Source organism: Solilutibacter silvestris (genome assembly GCF_050574925.1).
Lineage (GTDB): Bacteria > Pseudomonadota > Gammaproteobacteria > Xanthomonadales > Xanthomonadaceae > Solilutibacter > Solilutibacter silvestris_A.
The window spans coordinates 292,285-309,155 of record NZ_JBCMOO010000002.1; the positions used below are offsets into that span (position 1 = coordinate 292,285).

Annotated in this window: 11 protein-coding genes and 1 tRNA gene; 5 read left to right on the forward strand and 7 right to left on the reverse strand. The window is 66.1% G+C overall.

What is annotated here, in order from left to right:
* Positions 1-6: 6 nt before the first annotated feature.
* Both ABE093_RS01990 and ABE093_RS01995 read right to left on the reverse strand, forming a co-directional pair.
* Complete coding sequence (locus ABE093_RS01990; RefSeq protein WP_430759184.1) at positions 7-3,489, reverse strand: efflux RND transporter permease subunit; 3,483 nt, start codon at positions 3,487-3,489, stop codon at positions 7-9.
* Positions 3,486-4,637, reverse strand: a complete 1,152-nt coding sequence (locus ABE093_RS01995; RefSeq protein WP_430759185.1) for an efflux RND transporter periplasmic adaptor subunit — start codon at positions 4,635-4,637, stop codon at positions 3,486-3,488. The genes ABE093_RS01990 and ABE093_RS01995 overlap by 4 nt, the downstream gene beginning before the upstream one ends.
* Before the next feature lie 269 nt (positions 4,638-4,906).
* Here ABE093_RS01995 and ABE093_RS02000 point away from each other — a divergent pair, with 269 nt between their 5' ends.
* Positions 4,907-5,200 (forward strand): c-type cytochrome, encoded by a 294-nt coding sequence (locus ABE093_RS02000; RefSeq protein WP_430760057.1) that lies wholly within the window; start codon positions 4,907-4,909, stop codon positions 5,198-5,200.
* 8 nt (positions 5,201-5,208) lie between these two features.
* Positions 5,209-5,649 (forward strand): c-type cytochrome, encoded by a 441-nt coding sequence (locus ABE093_RS02005; protein WP_430759186.1) that lies wholly within the window; start codon positions 5,209-5,211, stop codon positions 5,647-5,649.
* Between the two features lie 82 nt (positions 5,650-5,731).
* Here the strand turns inward: ABE093_RS02005 and ABE093_RS02010 are convergent, their stop codons facing one another.
* Together ABE093_RS02010 and ABE093_RS02015 are read right to left on the reverse strand one after the other, a co-directional pair.
* Entirely contained in the window at positions 5,732-7,366 is a 1,635-nt protein-coding gene (locus ABE093_RS02010) for a hypothetical protein (RefSeq protein WP_430759187.1), read from the reverse strand.
* Positions 7,367-7,369: 3 nt separating this feature from the next.
* A complete protein-coding gene (locus ABE093_RS02015) occupies positions 7,370-7,993 on the reverse strand; it encodes an NfuA family Fe-S biogenesis protein (protein WP_430759188.1) in 624 nt (207 codons plus the stop codon).
* Between the two features lie 53 nt (positions 7,994-8,046).
* Between ABE093_RS02015 and ABE093_RS02020 the strand changes: the two genes are divergently transcribed.
* Positions 8,047-8,388 carry a 4a-hydroxytetrahydrobiopterin dehydratase gene (locus ABE093_RS02020; RefSeq protein WP_430759189.1) on the forward strand — a complete coding sequence of 114 codons (342 nt, stop codon included), beginning with the start codon at positions 8,047-8,049 and terminating at the stop codon, positions 8,386-8,388.
* A gap of 1 nt (position 8,389) precedes the next feature.
* Here ABE093_RS02020 and ABE093_RS02025 read toward each other — a convergent pair whose 3' ends face one another.
* Positions 8,390-9,355, reverse strand: a complete 966-nt coding sequence (locus tag ABE093_RS02025) for an RluA family pseudouridine synthase (protein ID WP_430759190.1) — start codon at positions 9,353-9,355, stop codon at positions 8,390-8,392.
* 377 nt (positions 9,356-9,732) lie between these two features.
* On the opposite strand from ABE093_RS02025, the gene rne reads away from it, so the two are divergent.
* Entirely contained in the window at positions 9,733-12,774 is a 3,042-nt protein-coding gene (gene rne, locus ABE093_RS02030) for a ribonuclease E (RefSeq protein ID WP_430759191.1), read from the forward strand.
* A gap of 72 nt (positions 12,775-12,846) precedes the next feature.
* On the opposite strand, the gene ABE093_RS02035 is transcribed toward rne, so the two are convergent.
* The gene (locus ABE093_RS02035) at positions 12,847-13,494 is read right to left on the reverse strand and encodes a response regulator (RefSeq protein WP_430759192.1); all 648 of its coding nucleotides are present in this window, start codon (positions 13,492-13,494) and stop codon (positions 12,847-12,849) included.
* A gap of 252 nt (positions 13,495-13,746) precedes the next feature.
* On the opposite strand from ABE093_RS02035, the gene ABE093_RS02040 reads away from it, so the two are divergent.
* Positions 13,747-13,836, forward strand: a tRNA-Ser gene (locus tag ABE093_RS02040).
* A 103-nt stretch (positions 13,837-13,939) separates the two neighbouring features.
* Here the strand turns inward: ABE093_RS02040 and ABE093_RS02045 are convergent.
* Complete coding sequence (locus tag ABE093_RS02045) at positions 13,940-16,867, reverse strand: protein kinase domain-containing protein (RefSeq protein WP_430759193.1); 2,928 nt, start codon at positions 16,865-16,867, stop codon at positions 13,940-13,942.
* Between the last annotated feature and the right edge of the window lie 4 nt (positions 16,868-16,871).

The following is a 16,871-nucleotide window of genomic DNA, read 5'->3' on the forward strand; positions in this document are numbered from 1 at the left end:
GCGACCTCAGGCAACCGGTTCTTGATCGGACGCGACGGCGTCGGATTCGACGAGGTCGAGCGTTTCATGCCTGCGCCGGCCGCGCTCGCGGTAGAAGGCATCGTCGTGGCGGTCGAGGCGGTCGTACACCACCGGGATCACCACCAGCGTCAGCAGCGTCGATACCAGCAGGCCGCCGATCACCGTGATCGCCATCGGGCTGCGCACTTCCGCGCCCTCGCCGAAGGCCAGCGCCAGCGGCAGGAAGCCGAACAGGGTACACAGCGTGGTCATCATGATCGGGCGCAGTCGCGAACGCGCGCCTTCGATCAGGGCCTGCTGCTTGGGCATGCCCTCCTCGCGCAACTGGTTGACCTTGTCGATCAGGATGATGGCGTTTTTCACCACCAGGCCGACCAGCAGGATCAGGCCGATGAACACCACCACCGAGACCGGCGAACGGGTCAGGAACAGCGCCAGCACCGCGCCGACCAGTGCCAGCGGAATAGTGAAGAGGATGACGAAGGGATGCAGCAGCGATTCGAACTGCGACGCCATCACCAGGTAGACCAGGAAGATCGCGAGGCCGAAGGCGAACAGCAGCGACTTGATCGAATCGCCGAGCTCCTCGCCCTGCCCGCCGATGTGCATGCCGACGTCGGCGCCGAGCGGATCGTCGGCGACCATCTGCTGCACTTCCTTCACCGCACCGCCGAGGTCGATACCGGACAGGTTGGCGGAGACGATCGCGACGCGGCGCTGGTCGGCGCGATGGATCTCGCTGGGCCCGGTGGTCTGCACCACGTCGGCGACCGATGCCAACGTCACCGGCGCGCCCTTGCCGGGATTGACGATGATGTTGCGGATGGCCTCGACAGAGCCGCGATCGGCTTCGTTGGCGCGCACCAGCACGTCGATCTTGCGATCGCGGAAGCTGTAGCGCGTGGCGACGTTGCCGGCCACCTTGTTCACCACCACGTCGGCGACCTGGCGCGTGGTCAGGCCGAGCGCGGCGGCGCGGTCGGCATCGAAGTGGATCTGGATTTCCGGGAAGCCCTGCTCCACGCTCGACTTCACGTCGGTGTAGTGCGGGTTGTTGCGCAACATCGCCGCAAGTTTCTGCCCGGCCGTCTTCAGGGTATCGAGGCTGTCGCTGCGCACCTCGATTTCCAGCGGCGGCGCGAATGCGAACAATTCGGGGCGGGCGAAATCGACCTGCGCGCCGGGATGGCTGGCCATGCTCTTGCGGAAGGCAGCGACCGCCGCGGCTTCGGCCTTGGTGTCGCCACTCTTGTCCATCACGATGCTGAGCTTGCCGATGTTCTCGCCGCTTTCCGTCGGGCTGGCATCCAGGCGCGTGCCCGTGCCGCTGACGCCGTAGCGCAGGCGCACGCCCGGCACCTTCGCGTTCTCGGTGGCGACCTGGTGCAGCACGTCGTCGGTGATGCGCAGCGGCGTGCCCGGCGGCAGCTTCGCGGTCATCTCGACGCGATCCTGCGCCAACTGCGGGATCAGGTCGGCGCCGAGCATCGGCACCAGCAGCAAGGCGCCCACGAAGGCTGCGGTCGCGAACACCACCACCAGCACCGGGCGCTGCAACGCCGCCGGCAACAGGCGCAGGTAGCCGCGTTCGGCGCGCTCGTACGGCGCCATCGAAAGATCGCTGGCCTTGCGCATCACCGGACCGACCACGGCGGACAAGCCGTTCCAGAGTCGCATCACGACCCATGCGAAGCCGTAGCCGATGAAGCGCACCACCCAACCGATGGCACGACCAACCCAGGCGATCGGCTTCTGCCAGCCCTTCTGCGGAGTCCACTGCGGATGCGGCGACTCTTCCGGGAAGCTGTCGAGATTGCGGCCACGGATCGACGACAGCATCGGGATCAACGTCATCGACACGATCAGCGAGGTCGCGACGGCAATCGCCACGGTCAGGGCCTGGTCGCGGAACAGCTGGCCGGCGATGCCCTGCACGAACACCAGCGGCAGGAACACCGCGACCGTGGTCAGGGTCGATGCGACGACGGCCATGCCGACTTCGCGGGTGCCGGCGATCGCCGCATCGACGATGCCGAGCCCGCGTTCGCGCGCCTTGGCGATCGATTCCAGCACCACGATCGAGTCGTCCACCACAAGGCCGGTCGCCAGCGCGAGGCCGCCGAGCGACATCACGTTGAGACTGAGCCCCAGGCGATCCATGAAGAAGAACGTCGAAACGATCGACACCGGCAAGGATAGCGAGATGACGAACGTGCTCCAGCCATCGCGCAGGAACAAGAAGATGATCAGGATGGCGAGCATGCCGCCGATCACCGCGTCCATCTTCACGTCATGGATGGCATTGCGGATGAAGATCGACTGGTCGTCGATGATCTGCAGATCCATGTCCTTGGGCAGGTCGCCCTTGATCGAATCGAGGCGCTTCTGCAATGCATCGGCGGTGGCGACGGTATTGGCATCGCCTTCCTTGTAGATCGCCAGCTCGACCGCTTCGCGGCCTTCGAGGCGGATGATCGCCTCGCGTTCCTTGAAGCCCTGGCGCACCGTCGCGACATCGCCGAGGCGGATCGGCACGGTGCCGCTGCTGCCGCCCTGCGCCGCCGAAGCCGCTGCGATCATTTCCGCCGAACCGCTGCTCGCCGCCAGGCGCGCGAAGCGCAGCGTGGCGTCGCTGCTGCCCGAGCTGCCGCTCTGCACGGTCAGCAACAGGTTGCGGATGGTGTCGATGTTGGGGAACTGGTTGACGGTGCGCACCAGGTAGCGCTGACTGCCCTCTTCCAGGCGTCCGCCGGAGACGTTGATGTTCTCCTGCTGCAGGCGCTGGATCACGGTATCGGCGGTGAGTCCGAGTTGCGCGAGCTTGCGCTGGTCGATGTCGACCTGCACTTCGTCCTCGAGGCCACCAGCCACCTTCACCGCGGCGACGCCGGCGACGGTTTCCAGTTTCTTCTTGAGGTCGTCGTCGGCGTAGCGGCGCAGTCCGACGAGTTGGGTATCGATGCCGTCGGCGCCGGGACGCGCGGTCTTCGGCGCCAACGCGATGCGCACGATCGGCTGCGTCGACGGATTGAAGCGCAGCAGCACCGGGCGCTTGGCGTCCAGCGGCAATTGCAGCGCATCCATCTTGTCGCGCACTTCGAGGCTGGCCTGGTCCATGTTGGTGCCCCAAGCGAACTCCAGCACCACGTCGCTCTGGCCGGTGCGCGAGATCGACTTCATCTTGCGCAGCCCCTTGACCACGCCCAGCGCTTCTTCCGACGGCTGCGAGATCAGCGTTTCGATTTCCGACGGCGCCGCACCGGTGTAATCGGTGCGCACGGTCAGCGTCGGATAGCTGAGATCGGGCAGCAGGTTGACCTTGAGCGCCGCCAGCGCGATCACGCCGAACAGGAACATCGTCACCCAGAACATCGCGACCGTGACGCGACGCCGCGTCGCCAGTGCGATCAACCCGCCCGATGCCTGCTTGGCGTCGTGGCCCTCGTGTCCGTCGGAAGTCGGGTTCATGGCGTCTTTGCGACCTGCGCCGGCGCTGCCGCGGCCTTGCCGTTGATCACCTGCACCGCCACGCCGTCACGCAGCGCGGCCTTGCCCGCGGTCACCACGGGGTCGCCGGACTTGAGTCCCGACAGCACTTCCACCCACTCGCCGTCGACATAGCCGGTCTTGATCGGCACGCGCGCGGCCTTGCCATCGCGCACGGTGAACACCGCGGCCTGGTTGTCGTCCTCGAGCATGGCGATGCGCGGGATCGCCAACGCGCCGGCGCGGCGATCGAACACCACCGCGATGCGGCCGAACATGCCCGGCTGCAACACGCCGCCGCCGTCGAACGCGCAGATGACGCGGAAGGTGCCGCTGCCGGAATCCACCACCGGCGAAATGCGCGTCACCTTGCCTTCGAAGGTCTTGCCGGGCACGGCATCGACGGTCATCGACACCGGCAGGCCGTTGCGGATCGCCTCAAGGCTGCGTTCCGGCACGTTGAGCGTCGCTTCCAGGCGATCGTTCTCGACGATGCGGAAGATCGGCGTGCTGATCTGCACCAGGTTGCCGGCCTTGATCGAACGCTGGGCGATCACGCCGGAAATTGGCGCGGTCACGCGGGTATAGGACAAGTCGAGCTTCGCCAGGTTGAGTTGGGCGCGCGCGTTCTGCAGGTCGAAACGCAGTTGTTCGACATCGTTGGCACTGACCATCTTCTGCTTGGCCAGTTCCTCCGATCGCGCGAGGTTGCGCGCCAGCTTCTCCGCCTGCGCCGAGGTCTGCTGCACGCGCAGGGCCTGCTGCGCGGAATCGATCTGCACCAGTACCTGGCCTTCGCGCACATGCTGGCCTTCCTCGGCGAACACGCGCTCGGCGATGCCCGACGTCTTGGCCACCACCTGCGCATCGCCACGCGCGTCGAGCGGTGCGGTGCCGCTGAAACTCGCGGTCATCTCGCGCACCGACACCGGCGTCACCTCGACGGACACGGCATCGTTGTTCTTGCCATCCTTGCCGCCCTTGCCATCCTTCGTCGCGGCCTGGGCATCACCGGGGCCACCCTGTTTCTTGCAGCCTGCAACAGGCGCCAAAAGCAGGGCCGCGCAGGCAACGGCCAAAGCCGTTCGAAGCAACGGCGCAGTCGGGCGGAAACGCGGCGAAATCGACATAAAAATCAGGCTCTGGCTTTGGTGTGGTAGAAAGATATAACACCCCGGTTCATCGACCAATCTGCCGGAGGTCACCATGACTTCCGGCCCGTGCGTATCGGATGCCTGCCGGGGTGCCCGTAGCGTTGGTCCCGCTGCAGGTGAATGGCGCGATATACTGCCGCGATTGCATGTCACGCGGCCATGTGCCGCACGAACCACGGAACCCGCCGATGCGAATGTCGTTGTTGACGAAGGCCGCCCTCGCTGCCCTTCTTGCCCTGCCCGCGATGGGCCAGGCCGCCGATGCTCCTGCCGCCACGGCGAAGGGCGACGCTGCAAAGGGCAAGGATCTTGCCTATACCTGCCAGGGCTGCCACGGCATCACCGGCTACAAGAACGCCTATCCGAATTACCACGTGCCGATGATCGCCGGGCAATCCGAGCAGTATCTGCACAACGCGCTGATGGACTACAAGGCCGGCAAGCGCAAGCACCCGACCATGCAGGCACAGGCCCAGAGCTTCTCCGACCAGGACCTGGCCAACCTCGCCGCCTACCTCAGCAGCCTGAAGACGAAGTGAGCGCCCCGATGACGAACCGTTCGAAGATTGCCGCGGTCGCCGCGCTCGCCGTCCTGCTGTCCGCCTGTTCCGGTGGCGGCGAAAAAGGCCATGAAGCCAAGGCCGAGGGCGAAGCCCGCCAGACCGCGCCGAATTCGATGGCGAGCATGCCCGCGGGCAATGCCGAACACGGCAAGGCGCTGGCCGAAACCAAGACCGGCACGCGCCAGGCGTGCGCCGAGTGCCATGGTCCCGCCGGCAACGCGCCGATCGATCCGACCTACCCGCGCCTGGCCGGCCAGTACGCCGACTACCTCGAGCACACGCTGCAGATGTATCGCGACGGCGAGCGCCAGCAATCGGTGATGGGCCTGCAGGCGAAGGACCTCAGCGACCAGGACATCGCGGACGTGGCCGCCTACTTCTCGACGCAGAAGAGCGACCTCGGCGATCTCGCCACCGCGCACTGACCGGATCGCATATCGCACATCGAAACAAAGGCGGGCCAAGGCCCGCCTTTGTTTTTGACCGCCGTGCACCTAAACCTAAAACCTAAGGCTTGCCAGCCGCGTCGGTCTTCGGCTGCTCGATCTCCGCGCCCTTCTCGGGCGTGCCGAGCGCCGACGGATCATCGAAATACTTCGACTTGAACGGCACCGCCGGCGGTTTGCGCGCACGCGCGGGATTGTCCTTCACGCCATTGATGCCACCGGCGATTCCGCAACCGCCGCCGAGCGCCAACAGCGAAATCTTGCACTTGATGACGCGCTTGCCGCTGCCATCGAGCGGAATCTCGATTTCCTTGATGCCCTTGCGTACCCATTCCTCGAGCAGGTTCTCATGCGGCACCCAATACGGCTCGAACATCGTGGGATCGTCCTTGCGCGTCTGGCGCTTCACCCAAGACCCTTCCTTGTAAGGATCCTTGATGCGCACGGTGAACTGATCCGCGCCGTACTTCCCGATGCCCGACGTGTCGTACTGGCTGCCATTGGCGCCGCCATTGCGGTTCCCGTTGATCGCGCCATGCGGCTGTCCTGCCACGTTGCGGCTGGATGCGCCCCAATCGTCGCCCTTCAGCGGCGTCGGCGGACCGCCGGTCTTCGCCTGCGTGCCCGCGCCCACGCCACGACCGCTGGGCTGGACGCCGCTGCCATTGCCCGCGGTCGACGATGGCGCGCCAGTCGTTGCCGCGCTTCCGCGCAATGGCGCGTTCGCACCGGATGCCGAAGACGCCGCTGCCGATGACGGCGCCGCGGATGCAGCGGCAGGCGACGGCGGCAAGTTGATCTTGCCGATGCTTTTTGCAGCCAGCGTCGGCATCGCTACCGCCTGCGTGCGCACACCCGGCAACGATGTCTGCTCGACCGGTTCCGGCTCGGGAATGTTCGGCAACGCCTGCGCGTGCAATTCCGGTTGCGGCGGCGCGACCTGCGTCGGCACCTGCGGCATTTGCTGCGGCGGCTGGGTGAATTTCGGGATCGCTTCGGTCGGCTTCGCCACCAGGATCGGCGTCGACGGCGGCAACGGTTGCGGCTGTGGCTGCGGCGCGACGGGCTTGGCCGGCGTTTGCGGCGCCTGCATCTGCATCGCCGATACCGCTTCCGCCTGCGCCTGCACCTGCGATGGCGCGACCGATGCGCTTTCCGGCGCGGCGGATTCTTGCGTCGTTTTCGCTTCGCGCGGCGACGCGCGCGCGACGGTGATCTCGGGCTGTGGTTGCGGCGTGCCGCCACCCTCCTCGTCCGGCGCGCCCTGCCCGATCAGCTGCACCTGCATCGCCAACTCTTCTTCCTGCGGTGGCCGCGCCATGAAGCGCAGGTACATCAGCCACAACAACATCGCCGCGAAGAACAGATTGATCACCAGGCTCGCGATCGCCGAACCGATGCGCAGGCGGCGATTGCCATCGTCCTCGTTGTCCCAGCGATTGCGGAACAGGCTGCGGAAACTCTGCCAGCGGGTGAGCTGCATGCGCGACGCCGGCTTGCGCTTGGGCATTGGGCGCGCGGCCAGCAGCTCACGCAAGTCGGATTCCGGATATGCGGGAGATACCGCTTTCGCCGGCGCAGCGTGCAACCACGTCCGCCAACTCGTCAGGAATGGCGATTCACCCTGCGGGCGGATGGAGCGAAGGGCGCGACGACGACTGCGCAGGGCTGCTGCGAGATCATCGGGCCCGAACATGGATCAGCCGTGGCCCTGCTGGATCGGCGACTGTCCGGCGTCGTCTCGCTGGTAATACGGCGCGTCGCCGGTGTCGTGATCGGTGGCGTCGCGCACCGCGGTCACGCCGGGCACGCGTTCCAGCAAGGTCTTCTCGATCCCCTGCTTCAAGGTGACGTCGGCCATGCCGCAGCCGTGGCAACCGCCACCGAAGCGCAGCGTCACCACACCCTCGGCACTCACTTCCTCCACGCGCACGTTGCCGCGGTGCGAAGCGAGTTGCGGATTGATTTCGTTTTCCACGATGTAATGCACGCGTTGGGCCAGCGAAGCGTCTTCGCCCGGCGCTTCGCCCTTCACTTTCGGCGCGCGGATCTGCAACTGGCCACCGGTCGCCTGCGCCACGTAATCGATGCTGGCGCCATCTAGCGCGGCGACGCTGGCGGCATCGATCCACAGGGTGAAGCCCGCGCAGTCGACTGCCCATTCATCGCCGGAAAGATCGCCGGGCGCGGCGAATTCGAGGCGCACGTCGGCGCGCGGGGTCCCGGCATGCAGCGCGGACAGCTTCACGCCGAGGCCGGGAATGTCCTCGCGTTCGATCAGCTTGCGGAAATGCGCCTGCGCGGTTTCGGAGATATCGATCATGCCGGTATTCTAGCTGCCCCGGTGTCCGACCCGAGCCACCTTCAGGAGTTCCCATGTCCGACATGATTCCCTTGGTTCAGGCCCATTGCAGCCCGCGCTCCGGCGCGTCGCACCGGCTGGGCGAGGCGGAACTGCGCGACCTGCTGCCGCAGGTGCCCGGCTGGGAGCTGGTCGAGGACGGCCACGCCATCAGCAAGACCTTCCACTTCGACGACTACTACCGGACGATGGCCTTCGTGAACGCCCTGGCGCTGGTCGCCCATCGCGAGGACCACCACCCCGACCTGTCGGTGCACTACAACCGTTGCGTGGTCCGCTATTCGACCCACGACGTCGGCGGGTTGAGCGAGAACGATTTCATCTGCGCGGCGAAAGCCGACGCACTGACGAATTGAATCAGCCGAGCTTGTCCAGCACGTCGCGCAACTCCGGCGCCAGCGGCGCATCCAGAACATAGTCGGTACGCCCGCCATCGAGCGCGAAGCGCAGTGACGATGCGTGCAGGAACAACCGGCGCAATCCGGCCTGGTCGCGCAGGCGGCGATTGACCTCCTCGTCCCCGTATTTGTCGTCGCCCGCGACCGGATGGCCGAGGTGCTGCGCATGCACGCGGATCTGGTGGGTGCGCCCGGTGTCGATCTTCACCTCGCAATAGGAATGGCCGCCGAAGCGTTGCAGCAGCTTGAAGTGGCTGAGCGATTCCTTGCCGATGTCGTTGACCTGCACGTGGCGTTCGCCGCCCTGGCGCAGTCCGATGTGCAGCGGCGCGTCGACGTCCATGGTGCCGTTGGGCATCTTCCCGACCAGCAAGGCGAGATAGCGCTTGTCGATGCCGGCGCCGTGGTCCTCGCGCATCAGCGCCTGCAGTTCGCGCAGCGCCGAACGCTTCTTGGCGACGATCAGCAGGCCCGAGGTGTCGCGGTCGAGGCGATGGACCAGCTCCAGCGACTCGTTCGGGCGCAGGGCGCGCAGCGATTCGATCGCACCATGGCGGATGCCGCTGCCGCCGTGGCTGGCCAGTCCCGAGGGCTTGTTGAGGGCCAGCAGGCGGGCGTCCTCGAAGACGATTGCGGCATCCAGCGCCGCCAGCAGGCTCTTGGGCGGCGGAGCGGACTCCCCGGCTTCCTCCAGCCGGACCGGCGGGATCCGGACCTCGTCACCGGCCGCGAGCTTGCGCTCGGGCTTGCCGCGGCCGCCGTTCACCCGCACCTGGCCGGAGCGGACGATCTTGTAGATCAAGGACTTGGGAGCACCCTTGAGCTGGCCCAGCAGGAAGTTGTCCAGCCGCTGGCCATCCCGATCCTCTGGGACCCGGACCATGCGGACTCCGGCGCTGGCGGTTGACGTTCCTGAATTGGCCATGCTCGATCTGATACACTATAAGGACGGGACAAGTTCCTGATTTCGCTGCGATCTTTGGCCGAAAGCCTGCCGCAGCGAATCCGCGCAACCGGCACCACCGTCCACGGGGCGGCCATGTTAACCGGCTGGGCGGCAGCGAACGCGAAACGTCGGACGCATTCGTGCATCCGTGCTGCACATACCGCCGCGTGGCGTGGCTCTTTCGGGAGCGACGCGGCCGGCATCCACAATTTGAACAGAACGATCAAGCGCTCCCGCGGTCCGCCGTGGTGTTGTAGCGCTGGAATCCTCCCAGGCCCGCGCAGCGATGCGCGGCCAGCGGTCTCCAGAGGCACGATGCCCGGTGTTCCGCGCCGCAGAGCGCAGGGAACACAACAATGAAGCGCATGCTGATCAATGCGACGCAGGCGGAAGAACTCCGCGTCGCCATCGTCGATGGACAGAACCTGTACGACATCGACATCGAGCAACCCTCGAAAGAACAGAAGAAGTCCAACATCTACAAGGGCAAGATCACCCGCGTCGAACCGTCGCTGGAAGCGGCATTCGTCGAATACGGTGCGGAACGCCATGGCTTCCTGCCCCTGAAGGAAATCTCCCGCGACTACTTCCAGCCCGGCGTCGACCACCGCAGCGGCAACATCCGCGAGCTGGTGCGCGAAGGCCAGGAAGTCGTCGTCCAGGTCGAGAAGGAAGAACGCGGCAACAAGGGCGCGGCCCTGACCACGTTCATCTCGCTGGCCGGCCGCTACATGGTGCTGATGCCGAATTCGCCCAGCGCGGGTGGCGTCTCGCGCCGCATCGAAGGCGACGACCGCGCCGAGTTGAAGCGCGCGATGGACGCACTGGCAATTCCCGACGGCATGGGCGTGATCATCCGCACCGCCGGCGTCGGCCGTGATGCCGAAGAACTGCAGTGGGACCTCGACTACCTCTTGTCGGTGTGGAAGGCGATCGCCGAAGCCGCGCTGAGCAAGCCGTCGCCGTTCCTGATCTACCAGGAATCGCGCCTGATCATCCGCGCCCTGCGCGACTACATGCGCCCGGACATCGGCGAGATCCTGGTCGACACGCCGGAGATGTACGCCGAGGCGCGCGAATTCGTCGAACAGGTGATGCCGCAGTCGCTGCGCAAGCTGAAGCCCTATACCGACGATACCCCGCTGTTCAACCGCTTCCAGATCGAATCGCAGATCGAGAGTGCCTACGAGCGCGAAGTGCGCCTGCCCTCCGGCGGCGCGCTGGTGATCGACCAGACCGAAGCCCTGACCGCGATCGACGTCAACTCGGCGCGCGCGACCAAGGGCGGCGACATCGAGGAAACCGCGTTCCATACCAACTGCGAAGCGGCCGAGGAAGTGGCCCGCCAGCTGCGCCTGCGCGACCTCGGCGGCCTGGTGGTGATCGACTTCATCGACATGGAATCGAACAAGCACCAGCGTGAGGTCGAGAACCGTCTCCAGAACGCCCTGCGCTCCGACCGCGCACGCGTGCAGCTGGGCCGCATCTCCAAGTTCGGCCTGATGGAAATGAGCCGCCAGCGCCTGCGTCCGTCGCTGGGCGAAGCCAGCCAGATCGTCTGCCCGCGTTGCGAAGGCCACGGCCGCATGCGCAGCGTCGAGTCGCTGTCGCTGTCGATCCTGCGTCTCGCCGAAGAGCACGCGATGAAGGACAACACCGGGCAGGTCCTGGTGCAGGCGCCGGTCGAGATCGCCAACTACCTGTTGAACGAAAAGCGCCGTGCGCTGAGCGAAATCGAGAAGCGCCACGACGCGCCGATCGTGCTCGTCGCCGACGAACAACTGCATACCCCGCACTACGAAGTCACCCGCATCCGCGAGAACGAGTTGGGCGAGGAAACCTCGCGCCCGAGCTACCACCGCGGCACGCCGCGCAAGGTGCCGACGCATGCGCTGAGCAAGTCGCACCTCAACATCCCCGAGCCGATGGTCAAGGCGGTGAAGCATGCGCAGCCGGCACCGGTCCGCGCCGAAGCGCCTGCCCCGGCGCCAGTCGCGCCGCCCGCCCCGGTTGCGGCACCCGCACCGGTCAAGCGCAAAGGCCTGCTCGGCCGCATCGTCAGCGCGATCGTCGGTGGCGACGAGACGCCGGCGCCCGCGCCCGCCCCGGCCCCCGTGCAGACGCAGACCGCGCGCAATGATCGCGGTGGCAACAAGCGCGATCGTGACGACCGCCGCCAGCGCGACAACCAGCAGCGCGGCCAGAGCGGCAACGGCCCGCGCCAGCAGCAGGCAACCCAACAGAGCGGGCAACGCGACCGCAGCGACAAGCAACAGGGCCAGCAGCAGAACGCCCAGAAGCAGCCGCAAAACAACAAGCAGCAACAGCAAAAGCAACGCGACCAGCAGGAACAGGTCGCCGCTCCGCAGATTGATGCACAAGGCAGCGAACACGCCGCCGCGGTGAACGGCGAGCAGCGCGAATCGCGCAGCAACCACAACCGTCGTCGCAACCGCAATCGCCGCGGTCGTGGCGAAGGCGCTGCTGCCGGACAGGAAGCCACGGTCGACACCAACGTCGAACAGCTCGATGCCGCAGCGGCAGCTGCTGCAACAGTAGTGACCGCGCAGGAGGCCGTTGCAGCACCGGTCGTTGCTCCGACGCCGGCACCCGCACCCGCTGCAGTTGAAGCGGTCGAGGAAAAAGCTGCGACTGCTGCCGGTGAAGCCGCCGAAACCGATACCGACGCAACGCCCGCCGACGATGCCGACAAGCCGAAGCGTCGCCGTGGTCGCCGCGGTGGCCGTCGTCGTCGCAAGGGTGGCGTCGAAGGCGAAGCCGGCGATGACGTTTTCGATGAAGTCGAAGGCGAGGAAACCGCTGCCAGCAGCATCGGCAACGGCCACCAGCCCGAGTTCGAGTTCGACGATCTCGAAGCCGCCACGCCCGTGCAGCCGCAACCGGTCGCGCCCGCTCCGGTGCAAACCGCTCCCGCACCCGTGCAGGAAGCGAGCCCTGCAGCGAACGAATCCGTTCCTGCGCCTGTCGCCGCAGTGGAACCCAAGGCGGAAGAAACGCAGGCCGTGGCCGAAGCGGCTCCCGAACCGGTGACCGCACCGGCGCCGGTCGCTGCCGGCCCGGGTCCGTCGACGATGTTCGCCAATGCCCGCCCGCGCGAAACCAGCCAGGCGATGCCGTTGTCGGCAGCGATCGCAGTGTCCCTGGTGGATTCGATGCGGATGCCGCCGCGTCCGGCAACGCCGGCACCCGTGACCCAGCCACAGGCTGAGGCGGAAACCGGCGTGACTGCGCCGGAAACCAATACGGCTTCCGAAGCCGCGGCCGAGGCACAGGAAGAAGCGACGCCTGCCGATGCTGCCGCCGAGGCAACCGAGTCGGCGACGCCGACTGTTCCGCACTTGTCCGGCGAAGAAATCGAACGCGCCCACGACGCCTGAAGCGGCATCGACGACTGAAAGGAAAAACGCCGGTCATGCCGGCTTTTTTTCATTGCAACGGACGATCCGCGATCACACCACGTCGGCGGTATCGACCATCCCATACTGACTTGCGAGGCGCGCGAGCGCGACGGTGTCGCGAATGCCGAGCTTCTCGAATGCGCGCGACTTGTGGGTATTGACGGTCTTGGCGCTCAACGACAGGCGCTTGGCGATCTCTTCCTGGCGCAATCCGCGCAAGAGCAGCAGCGAGACTTCGAGTTCGCGACCGGAGAGACCATCAAAGGGCGAACCATCGCCACTGACCGATGACAGGGCAATCGCCTGAGCGACGCTGCTGGCGAGATAGCGCTTGCCGCGCGCGACATCGCGCACCGCGCGCACCAGCTCGGATGCATCACCGCCCTTGCCGACATAACCGCTGGCGCCGGCATCGAGCAGACGTTTCGGCATCGGGCCATCTTCCAGCACCGACACTGCGATGACTTTCGTTTCCGGCAGGCTGCGGGTGATGCGCTCGGTCACTTCCAGTCCGCTCAGGCCCGGCAGGTGGATGTCGCAGAGCACGACGTCGGGTTTGAGCTGGCGCACCTGCGCCAACGCCACCTCGCCGGTGTCGGCTTCGCCGACCACTTCGATGTCGACTTCGCCTGCCAGGATCATCTTCATCCCGGCCCGAACCAGTGCATGGTCATCCACCAGATAGACGCGAATCGCCATTCCCAATCTCCTTCCCTGTTGCGAAGAGGTTACCGCCGTCACGAAACCAGGGGAAGTGCGGCAAATCCGGACGACTCTGTCAGGGAAGTCCGGTCCGGCAGCCTGATCAAGTGCGATGTTGGCGGAAGCAGTGAGATTGATTCGGGCCATCCATGGCCCTCACCCGTTACGCGGGCAGCTTTCGCTGTCCAGATCGGCAATCCTGCCGATTTGTCGAACTCACATCGCGAGTCATGCGAGAATTGACGTACAGGAGAGATGGCCGAGTGGTTTAAGGCACCGGTCTTGAAAACCGGCGAAGGGTTAAACCTTCCGTGGGTTCGAATCCCACTCTCTCCGCCATTACCCGATCCGTTGAGTGACGCTTGGCCTCCTCGCCAATGGCGACACGGTGACCTTTACCTTGAGTTGCAAGGTGAACTAGGCAACCGGGCCTGCCGCATGGTCATCTCGCCGATTTTGCGGCAGGGACGGCTGGCGTACCTTGGGAAGGGCGCGCCCTGTTGTCTTCTGCTTCCTGGATGGTGCCGGTGCGCTCCAGTTCGTCCAGCAGGCGCTCGATGCCGAGCGTGATTCGATGGTCCTTGCCGAAAGCTTTTTCGTCCGCCGCCGCCGCTTGCTGGAGATAGGCTCTCGCCTCTCCCTTCCGTCCCGAAAGCACCGCGGAGAAAGCAAGGTAGCGCAATGCGTTGTGCGTCATCACGTTGGCGCTCACCGCCCTGCGCATGTCCTTTGCGTCCGCCAGCAACCCCTCGAACAATCGCTCCGCTTCCGCATAGTCCTTGTTCCGGTAGGCCAGTTTGGCGCGAACGTATCTGACCGTGAATCGGTACGAATCGCCCGGACCGAAATACGCATCCGCGTCGCGCGCGCATTGCTCCAGCAACTTCCGGGCTTTTTCCGGGTCGCCGCCTTCGTAGCGGTCGAGCAGTAGGCTGGCATAGAACAGCCTGGCTTCCGGCTGGGGCAGGCGCTGGACTTCTCCCAGGCGAAGCAGGTCCTCATAAAGCGTAACCGCTTCCTTCTTGAAGGCATGTATCCGCTTCGGGTCTTCCGACATCGCCGCCAGCTTGTTGGCGACATTCAATTTCGCGCGCATCGTCATGTCGTGGCTGTCGCCCAACGTGGCTTCCAGGATGCGCAGAGCCTCGCCTGCCTTGGCCAGTCCGGTCTCGCGATCGCCGCGCAGCGTCGAGTCGATGTTCGATTCGGTCCACAACGCATCGGCGTACTCCGGATGCCGGGTGCCGTAGGTCGCGGCGATGATCTTCTCCCCGCGCGCCAGCGAATCGATGCTCTCCTTTTCCTTCCCGGTGAAGAACTGGCCGTGCGCGAGAAGGATCCAGGCGCGCCCGGTTTCGGGATGATGCTCGCCGAGGGTGCGACGCCGGCTTTGCAGCAAAGACTCCGCCACCGCCACCGCTTCCTTGAGCCGGTCCATCGCGATCAGGGTCCGCACCAGCGCGATCCTGGCCTCGTTGCCGGTAGTGGGATCGCGGTCCTTCGACAGGGCTATTGCTTCGTCGAGATCCTGTTCGGCCCGGGCGCGGCGATACAGCCGCGACAGCCAGAACCCCCGCATCGACAGCAACGCGGCGACCGCTTCGGTGTCGCCGGTCTTGCGCGCAAAGGCCACGGCGCTGTCCAGCGTGGACAGCGCGGCGGTGCGGTTGGTCATGCCCCATTGGGCGATCGCCAATTCGTTGAGCAGGCGCAATCGGGGGGATGCCGTTTGCGCACCCGCGGCGTCGCCGAGATCCCGCAGGCCCTTCGCGGCGACTTCCCCGGCTTCCGCGTGTTTCGCCTCCGCGTTCAGCAGCGATGCCAACACGGCCGCGTTCTCGATCTGCGGCCCGTCCGTGCCCTGCACCAGCGTCGAGGCTTCCTCCGCCAAACGCCGGGCCCGGTCGTACTCGCCGAGCACGGCATAGTTCTTCGCCAGGACCGACAGCGCGCGGGCCAGCACGCGGGGCTGTGCTTTCAGATCCAGGAGACGAAGTTGCCCTTCGGTCCGGGCGATCAGGTCCATCGAAGAGAAACGCGTTTCGCCCAGTCCCGACAGTACCGCCGTGCCCATCGTCGACTCAAACAAACGGCTGACGGTCTCGGTCGCCGCCACTTCCGCCCTCGCATGCTGCTGTTTCCAGGCGAAGAACGCCGCGCCGGAGACGAACAGGCAAACGGCCAGCGCCACCACGACGACCAGGGCGCGGTTCCTGCGCAGGAACCTGTCGAAGCGGTAGAAGGGTTCGTCGCGGCGCAGGGCGATGGGCCGCTGCGCCAGGTACGATCTCAAGTCCTTCGCGATGTCGTCGGCGCTGGTGTAGCGTTCGGCGGGGTCCGCTGCGACGCACTTCGCGGCGATCGCGCTGAGGTCGCCCGCCAATTCCGCCGCAAGCGCATCGGCTGTCGCATGCCCGCTGGCCCGGACGGTTGACCCGGAAGCGTTGGCGGCGAGTTTCTCCATCGGAACGGGCACCAGCGGCGCCTTGGCGACGTGGGGCAAGCGCATCGGGAACGGCGCCTCGCCGCACAACAGCCGGTACATCACCATGCCGACGGCGTGGATATCGATGGCCACGCTGGGCTCGCCGCCCCGATAGACTTCCGGCGCGACGTGGCCATAGGAAACCGCGATGCGCCGCGCCCGGGCGCCTTCGTCCAGCATCGAGGACAACCCGAAATCGATGACCTGCAGTTGGCCATCGCCGGCGACCAGCAAGTTGGACGGCTTGATGTCCTGGTGGAGCACGAGCTTGCGGTGCGCGTAACCGACGGCATCGCAAAGCTGCAGCAGCAACCCGATCCTTTCGCGCAGGCCGGCATGGCGCTCGTCGCACCATTGGTCGATCGGCTCGCCTTCGACGTGGCGCATCGCGAACCAGGGATGACCGTCGTCTTCGATGCCGCCGTCGATCAACATCGCGATGTGCGGATGATCGAGGTGGGCGAGATTGTTGCGCTCGCTCAGGAAGGCGGCAATCAAGGGCGGCGAAGACAGTTCGGCGCGGATGCACTTCAGCGCCACCTGTTGCCGGTACTGGCCATCGGCGCGACTGGCCCGATATATCGTCCCCATGCCGCCGGTCGCGAGAGTCTCCTCGATACGCCACGGCCCCAGCAGGGTGCCGAGCCTCGCATCCGCCGCGGCCCGGCGCGCTTCCGCGTCGTCGGCCGTCTTTCCGGTCCGGATCGCGGGAAAGGCCGCGTCCAGGACCTGCGCGCCTTTGTCCGCCGCCAGCAACGCGGCCAGGGCTTCGTGCAAGTCGGGACGGACCACTTTCAGCTGCTTCAACGCCCGTGCCCGCTCCGCCACCGGCATGTCCACGTAGTGGTCGAACAGACGCAACGCTTCGGCAAGGATCTCTGGCATGTCT